The organism is Streptomyces sp. A0592, from assembly GCF_004795115.1.
Lineage (GTDB): Bacteria > Actinomycetota > Actinomycetes > Streptomycetales > Streptomycetaceae > Streptomyces > Streptomyces erythrochromogenes.
Map to the genome: position 1 here is coordinate 119,985 of NZ_SSBM01000008.1, position 18,539 is coordinate 138,523.

General features: G+C 73.3%; 18 protein-coding genes and 1 riboswitch. Of the genes, 10 read left to right on the forward strand and 8 right to left on the reverse strand.

Translation table 11 applies throughout. The annotated features are described in order from the left end of the window. Window positions 1-361: 361 nt before the first annotated feature. From E6U81_RS14540 to E6U81_RS14550, 3 genes are read right to left on the reverse strand one after another with little or no spacing between them, the layout of a single operon-like run. Window positions 362-994 carry a TetR/AcrR family transcriptional regulator gene (locus E6U81_RS14540; RefSeq protein ID WP_031149491.1) on the reverse strand — a complete coding sequence of 211 codons (633 nt, stop codon included), beginning with the start codon at window positions 992-994 and terminating at the stop codon, window positions 362-364. Between the two features lie 29 nt (window positions 995-1,023). Beyond that, window positions 1,024-3,117, reverse strand: a complete 2,094-nt coding sequence (locus E6U81_RS14545; protein WP_136230505.1) for a YhgE/Pip domain-containing protein — start codon at window positions 3,115-3,117, stop codon at window positions 1,024-1,026. Beyond that, window positions 3,089-4,072: an ATP-binding cassette domain-containing protein gene (locus E6U81_RS14550; RefSeq protein WP_136230506.1), complete on the reverse strand. Its 984-nt coding sequence runs from the start codon at window positions 4,070-4,072 to the stop codon at window positions 3,089-3,091. The genes E6U81_RS14545 and E6U81_RS14550 overlap by 29 nt, the downstream gene beginning before the upstream one ends. A gap of 179 nt (window positions 4,073-4,251) precedes the next feature. Here E6U81_RS14550 and E6U81_RS14555 point away from each other — a divergent pair, with 179 nt between their 5' ends. From E6U81_RS14555 to E6U81_RS14575, 5 genes are all read left to right on the forward strand, one after another. Beyond that, the gene (locus E6U81_RS14555) at window positions 4,252-4,758 is read left to right on the forward strand and encodes an SAV_6107 family HEPN domain-containing protein (protein WP_136230507.1); all 507 of its coding nucleotides are present in this window, start codon (window positions 4,252-4,254) and stop codon (window positions 4,756-4,758) included. A 73-nt stretch (window positions 4,759-4,831) separates the two neighbouring features. Then, window positions 4,832-5,590: a methyltransferase gene (locus tag E6U81_RS14560; RefSeq protein ID WP_136230508.1), complete on the forward strand. Its 759-nt coding sequence runs from the start codon at window positions 4,832-4,834 to the stop codon at window positions 5,588-5,590. 293 nt (window positions 5,591-5,883) lie between these two features. After that, window positions 5,884-6,285, forward strand: coding sequence for a DUF3040 domain-containing protein (locus tag E6U81_RS14565; protein ID WP_136230509.1), 402 nt, complete (start codon window positions 5,884-5,886; stop codon window positions 6,283-6,285). Between the two features lie 107 nt (window positions 6,286-6,392). Further along, entirely contained in the window at window positions 6,393-7,019 is a 627-nt protein-coding gene (locus E6U81_RS14570; protein ID WP_136230510.1) for a DUF4126 domain-containing protein, read from the forward strand. 36 nt (window positions 7,020-7,055) lie between these two features. After that, on the forward strand, window positions 7,056-8,474 hold the full coding sequence (locus tag E6U81_RS14575; protein WP_136230511.1) for an NAD(P)/FAD-dependent oxidoreductase: 1,419 nt from the start codon (window positions 7,056-7,058) through the stop codon (window positions 8,472-8,474). Window positions 8,475-8,496: 22 nt separating this feature from the next. On the opposite strand, the gene E6U81_RS14580 is transcribed toward E6U81_RS14575, so the two are convergent. The 5 genes from E6U81_RS14580 to E6U81_RS14600 all read right to left on the reverse strand — a co-directional run bounded on the left by E6U81_RS14580 (window position 8,497) and on the right by E6U81_RS14600 (window position 12,878). Next, the gene (locus E6U81_RS14580) at window positions 8,497-9,357 is read right to left on the reverse strand and encodes a hypothetical protein (RefSeq protein ID WP_168714632.1); all 861 of its coding nucleotides are present in this window, start codon (window positions 9,355-9,357) and stop codon (window positions 8,497-8,499) included. A 42-nt stretch (window positions 9,358-9,399) separates the two neighbouring features. Next, the gene (gene metF / locus E6U81_RS14585) at window positions 9,400-10,314 is read right to left on the reverse strand and encodes a methylenetetrahydrofolate reductase [NAD(P)H] (protein ID WP_136230512.1); all 915 of its coding nucleotides are present in this window, start codon (window positions 10,312-10,314) and stop codon (window positions 9,400-9,402) included. Between the two features lie 189 nt (window positions 10,315-10,503). After that, a complete protein-coding gene (thiE, locus tag E6U81_RS14590; protein ID WP_136230513.1) occupies window positions 10,504-11,139 on the reverse strand; it encodes a thiamine phosphate synthase in 636 nt (211 codons plus the stop codon). A gap of 75 nt (window positions 11,140-11,214) precedes the next feature. Next, complete coding sequence (locus tag E6U81_RS14595) at window positions 11,215-11,580, reverse strand: Rv2175c family DNA-binding protein (RefSeq protein ID WP_030663974.1); 366 nt, start codon at window positions 11,578-11,580, stop codon at window positions 11,215-11,217. 77 nt (window positions 11,581-11,657) lie between these two features. Then, window positions 11,658-12,878, reverse strand: coding sequence for an FAD-dependent oxidoreductase (locus tag E6U81_RS14600; RefSeq protein ID WP_136230514.1), 1,221 nt, complete (start codon window positions 12,876-12,878; stop codon window positions 11,658-11,660). Window positions 12,879-12,959: 81 nt separating this feature from the next. Further along, a riboswitch (TPP riboswitch) is annotated at window positions 12,960-13,071 on the forward strand. On the opposite strand from E6U81_RS14600, the gene thiO reads away from it, so the two are divergent. The 5 genes from thiO (at window position 13,069) to E6U81_RS14625 (ending at window position 18,511) form a co-directional block, all read left to right on the forward strand. Beyond that, complete coding sequence (gene thiO / locus E6U81_RS14605; protein WP_136230515.1) at window positions 13,069-14,250, forward strand: glycine oxidase ThiO; 1,182 nt, start codon at window positions 13,069-13,071, stop codon at window positions 14,248-14,250. It overlaps the preceding riboswitch by 3 nt. After that, window positions 14,247-14,447: a sulfur carrier protein ThiS gene (thiS, locus tag E6U81_RS14610; protein WP_136230516.1), complete on the forward strand. Its 201-nt coding sequence runs from the start codon at window positions 14,247-14,249 to the stop codon at window positions 14,445-14,447. The genes thiO and thiS overlap by 4 nt, the downstream gene beginning before the upstream one ends. 5 nt (window positions 14,448-14,452) lie before the next feature. Continuing rightward, window positions 14,453-15,247, forward strand: a complete 795-nt coding sequence (locus tag E6U81_RS14615; protein WP_136230517.1) for a thiazole synthase — start codon at window positions 14,453-14,455, stop codon at window positions 15,245-15,247. Between the two features lie 483 nt (window positions 15,248-15,730). After that, window positions 15,731-17,644: a Stk1 family PASTA domain-containing Ser/Thr kinase gene (gene pknB, locus E6U81_RS14620; RefSeq protein ID WP_136230518.1), complete on the forward strand. Its 1,914-nt coding sequence runs from the start codon at window positions 15,731-15,733 to the stop codon at window positions 17,642-17,644. Between the two features lie 6 nt (window positions 17,645-17,650). Continuing rightward, window positions 17,651-18,511, forward strand: coding sequence for a deoxyribonuclease IV (locus E6U81_RS14625; RefSeq protein WP_136230519.1), 861 nt, complete (start codon window positions 17,651-17,653; stop codon window positions 18,509-18,511). Window positions 18,512-18,539: the final 28 nt, after the last annotated feature.

The window sequence follows — 18,539 nt, forward strand, 5'->3', positions numbered from 1 at the left end:
CCCCGCGACGGCGCCGCACCCGGCACCGAGAGCCTGCCGAACCCGCGGACGCGAGAACGCGGCGAGGCCCGATCCCCCCGGGCCCCGCCGCGTCCGCGCTTCTCCCACCGGGTCGGTCCCCCGCACCTCCCCCGGTTCCGGATGGAGGTACCCGGTCCGCTCCGCAGCCCCGTGTCGGCGGTGCGGACCGGGTCTCTCCTGTCCGTGGCTCCCAGTCTGGCGTCCGCGCAGGTGGGAGCCCATCCGCGTGCGTACTCATTTCCACACCTAGGTACGGATACTCAGCGGCCGCGGCGGGCCCCACCAGTTGTACGGGCCGGCGCGCCCGCGCGGCACCGCCGACTGGGGGGTGCCGCGCCGGTCAGCGGTTTCCGCTGACCCGGCCGCGCAGCAGCAGCGACAGCGCCGAGTGCACGTCGTCGAGGGACCGCTCCCGCTGGAAGGACTGCCAGTCCAGGGCGGCCACCAGCACCATGCCCACCAGCGCGGCGGCGGTGAGCTGCACGTCGATCTCGGAGCTGAGCTCCCCGCGCTCGACGCCCTCGCGCAGCACCTTCTCCACGACGGCCACCGCCTCCTGGCGGACCACCATCAGGGTGGACTGCCAGGTGCGGTTGGTGCGCCACAGCTCGGCGACGTACAGCTGGGTGAAGGCCGGGTAGCGGTCGATGAAGACCAGGCCCGCCCGGATCATCGCGTCGAGCGCCTCGACCCGGCTGCCGCCGCGCGCCTCGGTCTCCTCCGCCGAGGTCCGCAGCGATGCCGTCAGCAGTCCGACGCCGTGCCGCAGCAGCTCCTCGAACAGCTCGTTCTTGCTCGCGAAGTTGTAGTAGACCGTGCCCTTCGCCACGCCCGCCCGCTCGGCGATCTCATCGACCGTGGTCGCGGAGAAGCCCTTCTCGGCGATCAGGGTGACGGCCGCTTCGTAGAGCTTCTGCCGGGTGGCCGCACGACGGCCCCCGCCGGTACCCGTACCGGTGCTGCTGCTGTCCATGGCGCTGATTGTCACAGGTCAACACATCCCTACAGGCTCAGTTCCGGGTGCAGTCTGTCCATGGTCCACACCTGCTTGCCCCGGGCGGCGAGCGCGGTCAGCGCGAGGGCTCCGACCGTGAAGGCCACCAGGACCAGGCTGCCCTGCCAGACCGGGGTGAGGTCGCCGCCGGTGATGAGGCGGCGCAGGCTCTCCACGACGTACGACATCGGCAGATACGGGTGGACGGCGTTGAAGAAGTCCGGACTGGTCTGGACGGGGTAGGTGCCGCCGGCCGAGGTCAGCTGGAGCATCAGGACGGCGAGGACGAGGATCCGCCCGGCCGCGCCGAACTTGGCGTTGAGCCACTGGATGATAGCCGCGAAGCAGCCGGTGACCAGCAGCAGGAAGCCGACGGTGAGGACCGGGTTGGCCATCTTGAGGCCGAGGCCCGGAGCCCAGTGCAGGACGGACATCAGCAGGGTGACCTGGGCGGCGCCGATGCCCATGACCGGCAGCCAGCCGGCGAGGGCGATCCGCCAGGGCGAGGCGCCCGCGGACAGGGCCCGCTTGTTCATCGGGGTGATCAGCATGTAGGCGACCATCGCGCCGACCCAGAGGGACAGCGGGATGAAGTAGGGCGCGAAGCCGGTGCCGTAGTTGGGCGCCTTGTGCAGGGACTGGTTGGCGAGCTTGATCGGGTCGGCCATGACCTCGGTGCGGGCGTCCCGCTGCTGCTGGTCGTAGTCGGGGATCTTGCCCACGCCCTCGTGCAGGCCGCCGGCGAGCTCGCCGGTGCCGTCGACGAGCTTGTACATGCCGCCGTCGAGGCGGTGGGCGCCGTCGCCGAGCTTGCCGACGCCGTCGGTGAGGGCGCCGGAGCCGGTGGTGGCGGTGCCGAGGCCGGTGTGCAGCTGGGACATGCCGGTGGCGACCTTGTGGGCGCCGGTGTTGAGGGCGTTGACCTTGACGACGGCCGCGTCGAGGTCGCTCGCGAGGTGGGGGGCCTTGTCGGCGAGCTCGCGGGCCTTGTTCTCCAGGTCGGTCAGCTGGGTGCGGAGCGTGGCCACGTCGCCGCCGGCGTTCTTGGCCAGGGTGCTGACGTCACCGCTGAGTTCGGCGGCCTCGGCCGTGTCGTCCCGGACCCTCTTCAGCTCGGGGCAGGAGGCGAGGTGCGGTTCGGCGCCGGGGGTGACGCAGTGCTTGGTGTAGTAGGCGTCGGCTCCGGTGGAGGCCCGCTTGGCGACGGCCGCGGCGGCCGGGGCCTTCTCCACGAACTTGTCGAGGTGGTTCTTGACCACCTTCGCGCTGTCGGCGACCAGCTCGGCGGTGGCCGCGAGGCTCTTGGGGTCCTTGACGAAGGGGCGGGCCTTGTCGGCGGCGCCGTTGACCTTGTCGGCGACGGCCTGGGTGCCGTTCGCGACGTCCCGCGTGCCGGTCTCCAGCTTGGCGGCGGCCGTGTTGAGCTTCTTCAGTCCGCTGTTGAGCTCGCCGCTCTTCTCCCCGGCGGTGTCGAGGCCGTCGGCGAGCTCCTTGGCGCCCTCCTGGGCCTTACCGGCCCCGTCCTTGAGCTTGTCGGCGCCGTCGGCGGCCTCGGCGGTCTTGTCGTGCAGGTCGGAGAAGCTGACGAAGATCTTGTCGAGGAAACCGCGGGAGGCGTTGGCGGACGCCGCCGAGCGGACCTCGGAGAAGACGGAGCGCGAGATCGAGCCGACGACGTAGTTGTTGGCGTCGTTGGTGCGGACCTGCAGGGCTCCTGTGGCGGGGTCGTCGCCCGAGCTGGAGGCGATCTTCTCGCTGAAGTCGGCCGGCATGGTCAGGGTCAGGTAGTACGAACCGTCCTCCAGGCCCTTGGCCGCCTTCTCGGCGCTCACCTCCCGCCAGTCGAAGGTCTTGCTGTCGCGGAGCTTCTTGGTGATCTCACCGCCCGCGTCCAGGTGCTTGCCGTCGACGGTCGCGCCCCGGTCGGAGTTGACGAGGGCGACGGGCACCCTGTCGAGGCGGCTGTACGGGTCCCAGAAGGACCAGAGGTACAGGGCTCCGTAGAGCAGCGGCAGCAGGAGCAGCGCGACGAGTGCGGCCCGGGGCAGCTTCCCCCGCCCGAACCGCTTCAGCTCAAGCGCGGCCAGCTTCGGCGAGCGCATCGTCCGCCCCCTTCGTGTCGTCGTTGTCGGTCGTGCCGGCGCCGGCGCCGGGCCCGGATTCCGCGCCGTCCTCGGCTCCGGTGTCCGCGTCCTTCTTCGGGCCGGAGTCCTTCTTCGTGCCCGCGGTCTTCTTCGTGCCGGAGGCCTTCTTCACGTCCGGTTCCGCTTCTGCCTTCGCGTCCGGTTCCGCTTCCGCTTTCGCCTTCGCGGTGCCGGCGGCGCCGCTCGACGGTTTCGTGTCCGGCGCGCCGCCGTCCTGCGCCGGGCCGGTCCGCAGGACCACGGCGTCGGCGGGGGCCTCGCTGCACACCGCGAGGACGGTGATCCCCCGGGCGGCGATCGAGCGGAGCAGGGCCCAGACCTCGGTGCGTTCGGTGTCCGAGAGCTTGATGTCGAGGTCGTCGAGGGCCAGCAGCTGCGGCGAGCCGAGCAGGGCGATGGCGACCGACAGCCGTATGGACTCCAGGCGTTCCAGGTCCCGGACGGTGGTGCGCTCACCCTTGGGCAGCGTGGCCAGATCCAGTCCGGCGGCTTCCAGGGCGGCCTCGATCCGGGCGGCGGCGGTGGCGCGGCGCTCGGCCCGGGACCGGAGCAGGGAACGGATCGGGGCGCCGTAGTGGCGCTGGAGCAGCGCGCCCTCGCGCAGCTGCTCGGCGACGGTGAGGGACTGGTCGAGGTCGTTGACCCCGGGAACCGGGCCGAGACCGGCGATCCTGCGGACCGCGGCCATCTTCTTCGGCAGCCGGTGAAGGCCGACCTCGGCGTGGCCCTCGGTGGGCTTCATCCGGCCGGTGAGGGCCAGGAGCAGGCAGGTCCGGCCGCTGCCGGAGGGGCCTTCGACCGCGATGAGCGAGCCGGGCGCCGCGTCGAGGCCGATCCCCCGGAAGGCCCAGCCGCGCGGTCCCTTGAGTCCGAAGTCCTCGGCCTTGACGGCCGCGCCGTGCGGGCTGTCCACGCCGTCCCCCTTCTTTTTGAACTGACCGGTCAGTTCAAAAACTACCACCTCATTCCGCACCAGGTGTGCAGGAGGGGGCAGTTGCTCTGCATTTGACGGAAAACATGCAGGTCAGGCTGATTGTCAGTGGGGCCCGTCACGATGGGGGCAACGCACAACGCATCGACAGGAGGTTCGTCATGGCCACACCGTCCCCGTCCCCTGTCCACCCCGTCCTGCGGAAGTCGGCGGCCCCGCCGGCTGCCCTCGACCTCCTCGCCAAGGCCCACAGCGGCCTGGCCGAGGCCGCCCGGCTGACCCGGCCCAACGAGCGCTACGCCACCGCACACCTCTCCGCGCTGCGCACCGCCGCGGCCGTGCTCGCGGCGCGCGCCCGCCCCGAGCCGGTGTCCCCGCGGCGGCGGCCCCGGATCCGCAGCGCGTGGGAGGTGCTGCCGGAGCTGGCGCCGGAGCTGGCCGAGTGGAGCGCGCTCTTCGCCTCCGGCGCCGCCCGCCGGGCCCGGGCCGAGGCGGGGATACCGGACGCGGCCAGCGCCCGGGACGCGGACGACCTGTTGCGCGCCGCCTCGATGTTCCTGCGCCTGGTGGAGCGGATGCTCGCCGTCCGGGCACCCGACCGGACACCGCCCCAGAACCCGGCGCAGACCTTGCCGCAGCCACGGCCGGAGCGTCCGGACGCGGGATGACCTGCCCGCCTGCGGAAGGCAATAGGGTGGGGCACGGACCGCTCACCCTTCCCTCGCCGAGGAGCCATCAGCCGTGTCGGACACTTCCCGCCCCCGTGCCTCCCTCCGCACCGCCGTGGTGTGGGAGGTCCTCAAGGAGGCGCTCGACCGCCGGGTGAAGGCGACCGGACGGGACGTGCTGGACGTGCTCGACACCGGCGGCGGCACCGGCAAGTTCGCCGTGCCGGTGGCCCGCCTGGGCCACCGGGTCACCGTGGTCGACCCCAGCCCGAACGCGCTGTTCGGGCTGGAGCGCCGGGTGTCCGAGGCCGGCGTCGCCGACCTGGTCCGCGGCGTCCAGGGCGACGCCCAGGGCCTGTTGGACGTGGTCGAGCAGGGTGCGTACGACGTGGTGCTCTGCCACGGCGTCCTGGAGTACGTGGACGACCCGGCCGAGGGCGTCGCCAACGTGGCGGCGGCCCTGCGGCCCGGCGGCACGCTCAGCCTGCTCGCCGCCGGCCTCGGCGGGGCCGTGCTCGCCCGCGCGCTGGCCGGGCACTTCACGGAGGCCCGTACCGCCCTCACCGACCCGGCCGGCCGCTGGGGCTCCGGCGACCCGGTACCGCGCCGGTTCACCGCCGGGCAGCTCTCCGAGCTGGTCGCCGACACCGGCCTGGCGGTCGGCGCGGTGCACGGCGTGCGGATCTTCGCCGACCTCGTCCCGGGTGTCCTGGTGGACACCGAGCCGGGAGCGGTGGAGGCGCTGCTGCGTCTGGAGGAGGCCGCGGCGGAGCTGCCCGCCTTCCACGCGGTGGCCACGCAGCTGCACGTCCTTGGCGAGAAGCAGGCCTGAACTGCTGCTCTTGCGCGCACAGAGTCTGCCGCTCACCCTCCGTTCGGCCGGTCCGCCCCGTATGATCGGGAGCAGTGACCGGCATGGTGAACGGGCCATTGGGGAATAACGGCCTCAGTGACCGCTCCCGCGGCGGTACGGTTTTCACGCAGTGGCTTTACCGGCTCTGTCTCTGTGCTTTGTCATTTTGGAACGTGTGCGTCGAGGGCGGGTGTCACGGGGGCGATTCCCCGCCTATCCTGAAGGGGACCCCTGGTCGCTACCCCCGCGACCGACGGATGAGGAGGACTCCCGTGCCGCTCTCGGAGCACGAGCAGCGAATGCTCGAGCAGATGGAGCGAGCGCTGTACGCCGAAGACCCCAAGTTCGCGACAGCGCTTGAGGGAAGCGGCCTGCGTACGTACACCCGGCGACGGGTCTACCAGGCAGCCGCAGGCATTGTGGTGGGTATCGCGCTCCTCATGACCGGTGTGATCATTCCGAACGTGCTGTGGATCAGCGTGGTGGGCTTCCTCGTCATGCTGGGATGTACGGTCCTGGTGGTCACCGGTTGGCGCAAGGCACCCAAGCCCGGCGAGCAGCCCGTCTCCGGAAGTACCGGCGGTTCGGCCCGCGGCCACAACCGGCAGCGTCGGTCGATGATGAACCGCATCGAGGACCGGTGGCAGCGCCGCCGTGACGAGCAGGGGCAGTAGCCCCGGGAACACGTGAGTGAGGGGATGGCCGCCGCCGTGCGACCGTCCCCTCACCGTTCTGCGCCCACCTCCGGTCGGCGCGTGCCGCCGTACGGCATGATGATCCGATGAGTGTGCTCCCCCTGGTCTTCACCAGCGGCTGGGCCAGCGGGATCAACGCCTACGCCGTGGTCCTCCTGCTCGGCATCTTCGGCCGTACCGGCCTGACCGACGAGGTCCCCGCGTCGCTGCAGCGCACGGACGTGCTGATCGTCGCCGCCGTGCTCTTCCTCTGCGAGGCCGTCGCCGACAAGATCCCGTACGTCGACTCGATATGGGACGGCGTCCACACCGTGATCCGCCCGGTGGCGGGTGCGGTGATCGGCGCCCTGCTGGCCGGACAGAGCGGCTCGCTCTCCGACATCACCGCCGGGGCGGTCGGCGGCACCACAGCGCTGGCCAGCCATTTCGTGAAGGCCGGCACCCGGATGGCGATCAACACCTCGCCCGAGCCGTTCACCAACGTGGCGATGAGCATCGCCGAGGACCTCGGCGTGGCGGGCCTCGTCACCTTCGCGATCTTCCACCCCGTCCCCGCCGCGATCATCGCGGGCTCCCTGCTGGTCGTCGGACTGGCCATAGTGGTCTTCCTCTGGAGCCGGATCCGCCGCTTCCTTCGCCGCCGGGCCCAGCGCCGCGAGGAGAAGCGGCTGGCCGCCGAGGCCCGTGAGGCCACGGCGGCGCCACCCCGCTGAGCGCGGGCGCCCGTACGGGGTCATAGGCTCGGCCGCATGGCACGAATTGCGGTGATCGGCGCCGGCATGGGCGCGATGGCGACGGCGGCCCGGCTGGCCGTGGCGGGGCACCGGGTGACGGTGTACGAGCGGAGCGCGACCTACGGCGGGGCCGTGGGCCGGTACGAGCGCGACGGCTTCGCCTTCGACACCGGGCCCGGGCTGCTGCACCTGCCCGCCGTCTACCGCGACCTCTTCGTGAAGACCGGCAAGCGGTCCCTGGCGGACTGCGTCGACATGGCGCAGGTGAACCCGGCCGTGCGGCACGTCCTGCCCGGCCACGGCATCGATGTCACCCTCCCGGGCGCCTCGCACGGCGGAGTCGCCGCCGCCCTCGACGGCGCCTTCGGCCAGGGCGCCGGCGAGCGCTGGAACGCCGTGCTGGGCCGCGCCCGGGACGTCTGGGACGCCACCCGCCGCCCGCTGCTGGAGGAACCCCTGCGGGACGGCGCCCGGCAGGCGCTGGGCGGCGACCCCTACCCGGCCGTGCGCCGCAGCGGCCTGCTCCGCCGCCGCAGCCCGACCCTCGCCGAGGTGGCCGGGCGGGAGCTGGGCGGGCCCCTCGCGGAGGTGCTGACCGGCGTGGTCCGCGGCTACGGCCTCGACCCCGCCACCGCTCCCGGCTCGGCCGCCGTGCTGCCGTACATGGAGCAGACCTTCGGCAGCTGGTACGTGCGCGGCGGGATGCGGGCGCTGGCCACCGCGGTGTACGAGCGCTGCCTGGAGCGGAAGGTCGCCTTCGTCTTCGGGGCGGAGGTGCGGGAGGTGCTGGTCCGGGGCGGCCGGGCGGCCGGCCTGCTGCTGGCCGACGGCACGGAGGCGGCCGCCGACTCCGTCGTCTGCGGGATCGACCCGCGGCGGCTGCCGGCCGGCTCGCTGCCGTGGCCCGCCGGGGCGGTGCCGGCCCGCGGCGACGGCGTGCCCGGCCGGATCACTCTGCTCCTCGCGCTGCGCGGCGCCCGCCCCGCGGGGACCGTCCACCGCACCCTCGTGCACTCGGCCGGGGCGCAGGTCGCCGTCATGCGGCCGGACGATCCCGCCACCCGGCCGGACGCGGAGCACGAGGCGGTCACCGTGAGCGCCGTGCACGGCCCGGGGACCTCGGAGCCCGGGGAGCTGCTGAAGCTCGCGGAGAAGGCCGTACAGGGCCTGCAGGAGCGGCTGTTGTGGCAGGAGGTGCGCACCCCGGCCGACGTCGAGGCGGCGACCGGTGCGGTGGGCGGCGCGGTGCCCCCGCCCGCGCTCGCGGGTGCGGGGGGCCGGCTGCTGTACCCGGCGAACGCCACGGGCGTGCCCGGGCTGTACCTGGCGGGCGGCTGGGCGCACCCCGGCGGCGGGCTCGCGCACGCCGGGATGACCGGGGCCCTGGTGGCCGGGCTGATCGTGGAGGGCGCGGACTTCCGCGGCTCCCAGTGACCCGGCCGCGGGCCCGGCCGGCTCAGTAGCGGTACTGCTCGTACTCGCCCTGCTGCGGGTACGGGTACTGCTGCGGCGGCTCGCCCTGCCCGTCCGCCGGGTAGGACTGGCCCGCCCCGTCGGTGGACCGCTGCTGGGGGACCCAGACGCCGCCGGGCGGGGTGTCCGTGGAGTACTGCTGCTGGCCGTAGTCGGCGTACGGGGTGTAGTCGTACGGCTGGGGCGGGACGACGGCGCCGCCGGTGCCGATGTACGGGTCCGAGTAGGCGGCGTAGACCTGCTGCTGCTCGCCCGTCGGGTAGCCGCCGGAGTAGTCGTAACCGCCCTGGTTGTGCTGGTCGTAGTACGCCGCGTACTGGTGGGCGTCCTGCTCGGCGGTGGTGAACGGCGAGGCGAAGGCCGCCGTCCGGTCGGCCTCGGGGGCCGGGGTCGCGAAACTCTGTATGCCGTAGGACCCGGTGTCCTCGGGCACGGGCTGCGGGCTGTAGACCTCTTCGGCCGGGGCCTGGAACGGCCGCTCCTCCGAGGCCCCGTCCGTGTCGCCGTACTCGAGGGCGGTGACCTGGAGCGCCGGTTCCGGCGTGGAGGTCCCACCTCTGCGGCGTCTGGCCTGCCGCACGGGCTCCCCGCCGCGGCGCAGCGCCCAGCCTGCGACGAATCCCTTGCGGAAGGAGAGCGTGACCAGGGTCTGGCCCACGGCGAACGCCGCCGCGCCGGCGCCGATGACCGGCACCGAGGGCAGTATCACGCCGGCGACCACGCCGAGGAAGCCGGCGAAGGCGAGCAGGCGCCAGCGGAGCCGGGCCTTGTACTGCATCAGTACCTCGGCAAGCAGCCACAACGCGACGATTCCGAACGCGATGTAGAGGACCGTCATACCCATGCAAGGCCCCTCTCGGTACGGCCGTCACACGGGTACGGCCGGTCAAGCCCGCTGGTGCAGGCCCAGGTTCTCGTAGATCTCGAGAGTCGCCGTGGAATTGTTCAGCGTGATGAAGTGCAGTCCCGGTACACCTTCGGACAGCAGCCGCGCGCAGAACTCCGTGGCGAACTCGATGCCAATGGAGCGTACAGCGGCCGGGTCGTCCTTGACGGCGAGCATGCGCTCTTTCACGTCCGCGGGGAAGACCGCGGTGCTCAGCTGGGGCAGTCGGTCGAGCTGCTTGATGCCCACAACAGGCATGACCTCGGGGATGATCGGGGTGTCGCAGCCCGCCTTCTCGACGCTGTCGCGCAGCCGAAGATAATTCTCGGGATCGAAGAACATCTGGGTGATCGCATAGTCGGCGCCTGCGCGGCACTTGTCCACGAAGTGCCGGATGTCCGTATCCCAGTCCGCGGAGCGCGGGTGCATCTCGGGGAAGGCCGCGACACCGACGCAGAAGTCCCCCGACTCCTTGAGCAGCCGCACCAGGTCGGCCGCGTAGTGCACGCCCTCGGGGTGGGCCACCCACTCGGCCATCGGGTCGCCCGGCGGGTCTCCGCGCAGGGCGAGCATGTTGCGGATCCCGGCGTCGGCGAACTGGCCGATGACGTGGCGCAGCTCGGCGATGGAGTGGTCCACGGCGGTCAGGTGCGCGACCGGGGTCAGCGTGGTGTCCGCCGCGATCTCCTGGGTGGCCTTGACGGTGCCGCCGCGGGTGGAGCCGCCGGCTCCGTAGGTCACGGAGACGAAGCTCGGGGATACCGCCTCGACCCGGCGGAGGGCGTTCCAGAGGTTGCGTTCGCCCTTCTCGGTCTTCGGGGCCCAGAACTCGAAGGAGTACGAGCGCCCGGACGCGAGGAGGTCGCGGACCGTGTGTGCGCGGTCCGACCAGGTGGAAGCGGTACCAGAGGCCATGTGGGCAGGTTAGACGCGCCCCGGCGCTCCCCGAAGCGGCGTCCGCCTTTTGGACACGTTTTTGGACACCGGTGGCCGTGCCTCTGGCCGGAAGTGGCTTCTACGGGGTATGGCGGCGCGGAATGCCACCGTCTGCCACGGTCGTCGCCGGCTGTCCGGGCGGACGGGAGCCGTCCGTCGGGCCGGGGCTCAGCCGAGGCGGGCCCGGACCCGCTTGGCGAGGTCCGCGGCGGCGGCACCGGGGTCGGAGGCCTCGGTGAGCGCGCGGACGACCACGACGCGGGTGGCGCCGGCGTCCAGCACCTCGTCCAGGTTCGTGGCGTCGATGCCGCCGATGGCGAACCAGGGCCGGTCCTGCCGCAGGGAGGCCGCGTAGCGGACCAGGTCCAGGCCGGGGGCGTGGCGGCCGGGCTTGGTGGGGGTGGGCCAGCAGGGCCCGGTGCAGAAGTAGTCCACGCCCGGTTCGGCGGCGGCCGCGGCGACCTCGTCCTCCGCGTGGCAGGAGCGGCCGATGAGCACCTGTCCGCCGAGGATGGCGCGGGCCGCGGGGACGGGGATGTCGCCCTGCCCGAGGTGCAGGACGTCGGAGCCGATGGCGTGGGCGACGTCGGCGCGGTCGTTCACGGCGAGGAGCCGGCCGTGGCGGCGCGCGGCCTCGGCGAACACCTGGAGGTGTTCGAGTTCCTCGCCCGCCTCCATGCCCTTGTCGCGGAGTTGGACGATGTCCACGCCCCCGGCCAGGACGGCGTCGAGGAAGTCGGGGAGGTCACCCTGGCGCTTGCGGGCGTCCGTGCACAGGTAGAGCCGGGCGTCGGACAGCTGCATGGGTGTACCCCCCGTGTGGAGGCGGTGTACGGGCGCGGGGGCCCGTACACCGCGGTGGAGCTACTGCGGATCAGGTCAGAGGGCGAGCGCCTGAGCGCGGCGCTTCACCTCCGTGCCGCGATTCTCGCTCAGCGCCTGGGCGGGGGTGCCGGGCAGGGTCGGGTCGGCGGTGAAGAGCCACTCCAGGATCTCCTCGTCGGAGAACCCGTCGTCGCGCAGGACGGTCAGCAGGCCGACGAGGCCCTTGACCACCTTGTCGCCGTCGATGAAGGGGGCCGGAACCTGCAGGGCCCGGTTCTCGCCCCGGCGCACGGCGATGAGCTGCCCTTCCTTGACCATCTGGCGGACCCTCGTCACCTCGACGTCGAGCATCTCCGCGATGTCGGGGAGGTAGAGCCAGTCGGGGACGAGGGAATCGATCTTTGCGTCAATCTCGGTCACAGGCCAAGCCTGCCACCTCCCACCGACAGCCGGTACCCGGGCGGACCGTCCGTGGCACGCCCCCGCCCGGACCGCGGCTACGCGGTGGCCGATTTCAGCGGGGTGCCCGGGTCGGCGACCTTCGCCGGGTCGACCGGGGCGCCCGTCTCGATCAGCTTGCGGCCCTGCGCCAGGTCGCGGGGGCGGCCGACCGCGAGGACCGCGGCCAGGGCGCCGTCGCGCAGCCAGCACACCGACCAGGCCTCCTCGGCCGGGTCCCCGCGCCACACCAGGGTGTCGGCCCCGCCGTGGTGGCCGGCGTACTGCACGAAGCGCCCGAACTGCTCGGACCAGAAGTACGGCACCGGGTCGTAGACCGCGGTGGGCTCCCCGGCGAGGATGTTCGCCGCGACCGCCCGCGGTCCCTGGAGCGCGTTGTCCCAGTGGTGCACGAGCAGCCGCGCCCCGTACCGCCCGGACGGGAAGGAGGCGCAGTCGCCGACCGCGTACACCCCCGGCAGGGAGGTCAGCAGGTGCGCGTCGGCGGTGACCGAGCCGTCGGCGCCGCGTTCCACGCCAGACCCGGCCAGCCATCCGGTGGCGGGCCGTGCGCCGATCCCCACGACCACCGCGTCGGCGGGCAGGGCGCGCCCGTCCGCGAGGAGGACCCGCCCCTCCTCGACGCCGGCCACCATCGCGCCGGTGATCAGCTCGGCGCCGGCCTGCCCGTACCAGCGCGCCATCGGCTCGGCGACCTCGCCGGGCAGGGCGCCCGCCAGCACCCGCTCCGCCGCCTCGACGACGGTCACCGCGCAGCCGGCCTCCCGGGCAGCGGTGGCGAACTCCGCCCCGATCCAGCCGGCGCCGACGACCACGACCCGGGACGCGGCCGCCAGGACCGGGCGCAGCCGCGCCGCGTCGTCCAGCGTGCGCAGCAGGTGGACGCCCGGGACGCCCTCGGCGCCGGGCAGGGTCAGCGGCTGCGCTCCGGTCGCGAGGACAAGGACCTCGTACGGGACCGGTCCGGCCTCGGTGTCCAGTTCGCGGTCGGCGGCCCGCAGCCCGGTGACCTCCGTCCCGAGGCGGAGCGCGATGCCCAGGCCTTCGAAGTCCACGTCGAAGGCGGAGTCCTCGGCCTTGCCGAGGAGCACCGCCTTGGACAGCGGGGGCCGGTCGTAGGGCTGGTGGGGTTCGGCTCCCAGCAGGGTCACGGGGCCCGTGAAGCCCTGTTCGCGCAGGGCGACCGCGGTCTGCACCCCGGCCATTCCGGCGCCGACGATCACGACGCCGCGCTGATTCTGTTCCGTCTGCTCGCTCACGCGGCCACCCTAATCATCTGACGCTCCGTCAGGAATAGGTGCCGCCTTACCCGCCGTCCACCACCGGGATAGTCTGGCCACCGTACCTATCGCGGGAGTCCGGCGCACCGGGCTGAGAGGGAGGCTGGCCGGCCTCCGACCGTACGAACCTGATCCGGGTCATGCCGGCGAAGGGAGGGGCTGGACGCCCATGCACTCATCTCGGAAGGAAACCGACCGGGGATCCGACGTCCTCGTCGTCGGAGGCGGGATCATCGGCCTGGTCACCGCCTGGCGGGCCGCGGAGCGCGGACTGCGCACCGTACTCGCCGACCCGGCACCCGGCGGCGGCGCCGCCCAGGTGGCGGCCGGCATGCTCGCCCCCGTCACCGAACTCCACTACGGCGAGGAAGCCCTCCTCGGCCTCGGCCTCGCCTCCGCCGAACGCTATCCGCGGTTCGCCGCCGAGCTCGCGGAAGCGAGCGGCGGGATGGACATCGGCTACCGCGCCTGCGGCACCCTCGCCGTCGCCCTCGACGCCGACGACCGCCTCCACCTGCGCGAACTGCACGCCCTCCAGCGCCGCTGCGGCCTGGAGCCCGAATGGCTCACCGGCCGCGAGTGCCGCCGCCTGGAACCCATGCTCGCCCCCGGCGTGCGCGGCGGCCTGCGCGTCGACGGCGACCACCAGGTCGACCCGCGCCGGCTCGCCGCCGCCCTGCTGGCCGCCTGCGAGGGCGCCGGAGTGCGCATCCACCGGGCGGCCGCCGAGCAGCTGCTCACCACCTCCGACCGGGCGACCGGCGCCCTCCTCGACGACGGCACGGAGCTGCGCGCCGACCAGGTGGTCCTGGCCGCGGGCTCGCTCAGCGGCCGGCTGGCGGGCGTACCCGCCGATGTGCTGCCGCCCGTACGGCCCGTCAAGGGGCAGGTGCTGCGGCTCGCCGTACCCCCCGCCTACGCGCCGTTCCTCTCCCGCACCGTACGGGCGGTCGTGCGCGGCAGCCACGTCTACCTCGTGCCCCGCGAGAACGGCGAACTCGTCATCGGCGCCACCAGCGAGGAACTCGGCTGGGACACCACCGTCACCGCGGGCGGTGTCTACGAACTCCTGCGCGACGCCCATGAACTGGTCCCCGGCATCACCGAGCTCCCGCTGACCGAGACCCGGGCGGGCCTGCGCCCCGGATCGCCCGACAACGCCCCGCTGCTGGGCCCCACCGACCTGCCCGGCCTGCACCTGGCCACCGGGCACTACCGCAACGGGGTGCTGCTGACCCCGCTCACCGGCGAGGTGCTGGCCGAGCTGCTGGTCACCGGCGAACTGCCCGGGATCGCGCGCCCCTTCACCCCCCGCCGCTTCTCCGCCGCACGTCAGGAGTCGTACGCATGACCATCTCCGTCAACGGCGAGCCGCGCGAGGTCGCGGCCGGCGCCACGCTCGACACCGTCGTCGCCACCCTGACCGCGGCCCCCTCCGGGGTGGCCGCCGCACTCAACGAGACCGTCGTCCCCCGCGGGCAGTGGCCGGCCACCCCCGTGGGCGACGGCGACCGCGTGGAGATCCTCACCGCGGTCCAGGGAGGCTGACCGGCATGGCCGACGACCTCTTCACGCTGGGCGACCGGACGTTCTCCTCCCGCCTGATCATGGGCACGGGCGGCGCCCCGAGCCTGGACGTGCTGGAACGCGCCCTGGTCGCGTCCGGCACCGAGCTCACCACCGTGGCCATGCGCCGCCTCGACCCGACGGTGCAGGGCTCGGTCCTCTCCGTCCTGACCAAGCTCGGCATCCCGGTCCTGCCGAACACGGCCGGCTGCTTCACCGCGGGCGAGGCCGTCCTCACGGCCCGGCTCGCGCGGGAGGCCCTCGGCACCGACTGGATCAAGCTGGAGGTGGTCGCGGACGAGCGGACCCTCCTGCCCGACGGCGTCGAGCTGCTGGACGCCGCCGAGATCCTGGTGGACGAGGGCTTCACCGTCCTGCCGTACACCAACGACGACCCGGTGCTCGCGCGCAAGCTGGAGGACGTGGGCTGCGCGGCGATCATGCCGCTCGGCTCCCCCATCGGGTCCGGCATGGGCATCCGCAACCCGCACAACTTCGAGCTCATCACGGAGCGGGCCTCGGTCCCGGTGATCCTCGACGCCGGCGCGGGCACGGCCTCCGACGTCGCCCTGGCGATGGAACTGGGCTGCGCGGCGGTGATGCTGGCCTCGGCCGTGACCCGGGCCCAGGAGCCGGTCCTGATGGCGTCCGCCATGCGGGACGCCGTCTCGGCGGGCCGCCTCGCCTTCCGGGCGGGCCGCATCCCCCAGCGCCGCTTCGCCGAAGCCTCCTCCCCCACGGAAGGCCGCGCGACCCTGGACCCGGAGCGCCCGGCGTTCTGAGAGGCGGGGCGGGCGTGCGGCTGCCGACTGCGGGGCGGGAGCGGGGTGATGGGGGGCGGCGAGCCGGGGCGAGTGGCACGGCGGCGGTGCGGAAGGGGCGGGGTTCCGGCGGGGCGGGGTCGGAACACCGCTCCCGCACCACCGCCGCGCGCTCCCCCACCCCCGCCCCAACCGGAAGCCGCCCCCGGACCCCCGCCTCCTTCGCCCCCGCCCTCCGAGAATTCCGCTTTCCCGGGCCCCTGCCGCCTCTCCCGCCCCCACCGCCACCACCGTCCCGCGGCCCCGCTCCCCTCGCCCCGCCGCCGTGCCCTGCGCCCCCGACCGTGCTGGTCACGGCCGGTTCGGACGGGTGGGAGACCGCCGGGGCGGCGCGGGGGTGCCGAGGGGGCGCAGGCCCCGCCCAGCCCCCTCCCCACGTCACAGCTGCGCTGCAACGAGACCCGCCCCCGCCGGGGTACCTGCGTCGGCTCGTAGAATCGGCGGGTGGATACGACCCTGGAAGACCCCCTCGTCGGGCGCGTGCTCGACGACCGCTACCGCATCGATGCCCGCATCGCGGCCGGCGGCATGGCCACGGTCTACCGGGCCGTCGACACCCGCCTGGACCGGATCCTCGCCCTGAAGGTGATGCATCCGGCGCTCGCCTCCGACGTCGCCTTCGTCGACCGGTTCATCCGCGAGGCGAAGTCCGTGGCGCGCCTCGCGCACCCCAACGTGGTCGCCGTGTTCGACCAGGGCACGGACGGGCCGTACGTCTACCTGGCGATGGAGTACGTCTCCGGCTGCACCCTGCGCGACGTGCTGCGCGAGCGCGGCGCGCTCCAGCCGCGGGCGGCCCTCGACATCCTCGAACCGGTCCTCGCCGCCCTCGGCGCCGCCCACCGGGCCGGCTTCGTGCACCGCGACATGAAGCCCGAGAACGTCCTGATCGGCGACGACGGCAGGGTCAAGGTCGCGGACTTCGGACTGGTCCGGTCCGTGGACTCGGTGACCAACACCACCGGCTCGGTCCTGGGAACCGTCTCCTACCTGGCTCCCGAGCAGATCGAGAACGGCGTCGCCGACACCCGCGTGGACGTCTACGCCTGCGGTGTCGTCCTCTACGAGATGCTCACCGGCTCCAAGCCCCACGTCGGCGCCACCCCCGCGCAGGTGCTCTACCAGCACCTGCACGAGGACGTCCCGCCCCCGTCCGCCGCGGTGCCCGGGCTGCCCGTCGGTCTCGACGGGCTCGTGGCCTCCGCCACGGCCCGCAACCCCGACCTGCGCCCCTACGACGCCGCCGCCCTCTTCGGCCTCACCCGCGAGGCCCGCGCCGAGCTCACGGACGCCGAGCTGGACGCCGTACCGCCGCAGGCGCGCGCCGTGGAGCGGTCGTCCACCGAGGACCGCACCGGCGTGATCCCGCGCCCGGTGGACGCGCAGCCCGTGAACCTCACCTCGCGGTTCGAGACCCCGCCGCTGGACCCGCCCGCTCCGTCCGGGCACCGGTCGGCGCCCGCCGGGCGGCCGCGCCGCGGCGTGCTGCTGGTGGTCGTCGGCGTGCTGCTGGCGCTGGGCATCGGTACGGGCGTCTGGTACATCAACTCCGGCCAGTTCACCAAGGTCCCCAACCTGCTCGGCAAGACCGAGGAGCAGGCCCGCGCCCAGCTGTCCGAGGCAGGCCTCGGTGTGAAGGGGGTCGACCGGAAGTTCAGCGACGCCTTCGAGCGCGGGACGGTGATGAACACGGATCCGCCGGGCGGCCGGCGGATCCGCGGCAACGGCGCGGTGCTCATCACGATCTCCCGCGGCCCCGAGGTCGTGTCCGTGCCCAACCTGAAGGGCAGGCCCCTGGAGGAGGCCAAGCAGGAGCTGGCCAGGACCGGGCTGGCCCCCGGGGTCGTCACGCAGGCCTTCAGCCAGGACGTCGCCCAGGGCTCGGTGATCAGCACCAACCCGGCGGGGGGCGAGAAGCGGGCGCCCGACACCGCCGTCGCGTTCGTCGTCAGCAAGGGCCGGCCGGTGCCGGTACCGGGTGTGACGGGTCTGCCGTTCGAGCAGGCGAAGGGCACTCTGGAGGGTCTGGGCCTCAAGGTCGTGACGGCTCCCGAGCAGGTCAACGCCCCGTCGGATCCGGGTACGGTCGCCAATCAGTCGATCGGAGCCGGCACCCAGGCGGCGGCCGGGGACACGGTCACGCTGACCGTGTCCAAGGGCCCGCGCCAGCTGCCGGTCCCGAACGTGGTCGGCCAGGACGTGGACGATGCCCGCAGGACGCTGGAGGCCGCCGGCTTCAAGGTGAAGGTGGACAGGCCGCTGATCACCTTCAGCAGGACCGTGGACGCGCAGTCGGTGCTGCCGGGGCAGACCGCCGCCGAGGGCCTCACGATCACCATCCGGATCAAGGGGCTGTAGGCGCACGTGGTACGCAATCCAGTGGGCGGGCACGTCCCCGTCGCGGGCGGCCTCGCCTCGGTCGGGCTGACGTACGCCCGGGAGATGGGCGCCGAGGCCGTCCAGGTCTTCGTCGCCAATCCGCGGGGCTGGGCCACCCCGGTCGGCAATCCGGCGCAGGACGAGCGGTTCCGCGAGGAGTGCACGCGGGAGGACATCCCCGCGTACGTGCACGCTCCGTATCTGATCAACTTCGGCTCGCACACCGCGGCCACCGTGGAGAAGTCGGTGGAGTCCCTGCGCCACTCGCTGCGCCGGGCCCGGCGGATCGGAGCGCTCGGGGTGGTCGTCCACACCGGCTCGGCAACCGGCGGCCGCCCGCGGGAGGTGGCGTACGCGCAGGTCAGGGAGCACATGCTGCCGCTGCTGGACGAACTGACGCATGACGACGACCCGTTCCTGCTGCTGGAGTCGACGGCGGGGCAGGGCTCCTCGCTGTGCTCGCTCGCCGAGGACTTCGGCCCGTACTTCGATGCGCTGGACCACCATCCGAAGCTGGGGATCTGCCTGGACACCTGCCACATCTTCGCGGCCGGCCACGACCTGGCGGAGCCGGGCGGGACGAAGGTGATGCTGGACCTGCTGGTGGACACCGTGGGCGAGGGCCGGCTGAAGCTGGTCCACGCGAACGACTCCAAGGAGGGTGTGGGCGCGCACAAGGACCGGCACGCGAACATCGGCCAGGGGCACATCGGCCGGGACGCCTTCGCCGAGCTGTGCACGCACCCGGCGATGGACGGCGTACCGCTGATCATCGAGACGCCCGGCGGCAAGGAAGGGCATGCGGCGGACGTGGCGCTGCTGAAGGAGCTGCGCGGCGCCCAGTGATCCACTGATCCTTGAGGAATACCCCAGG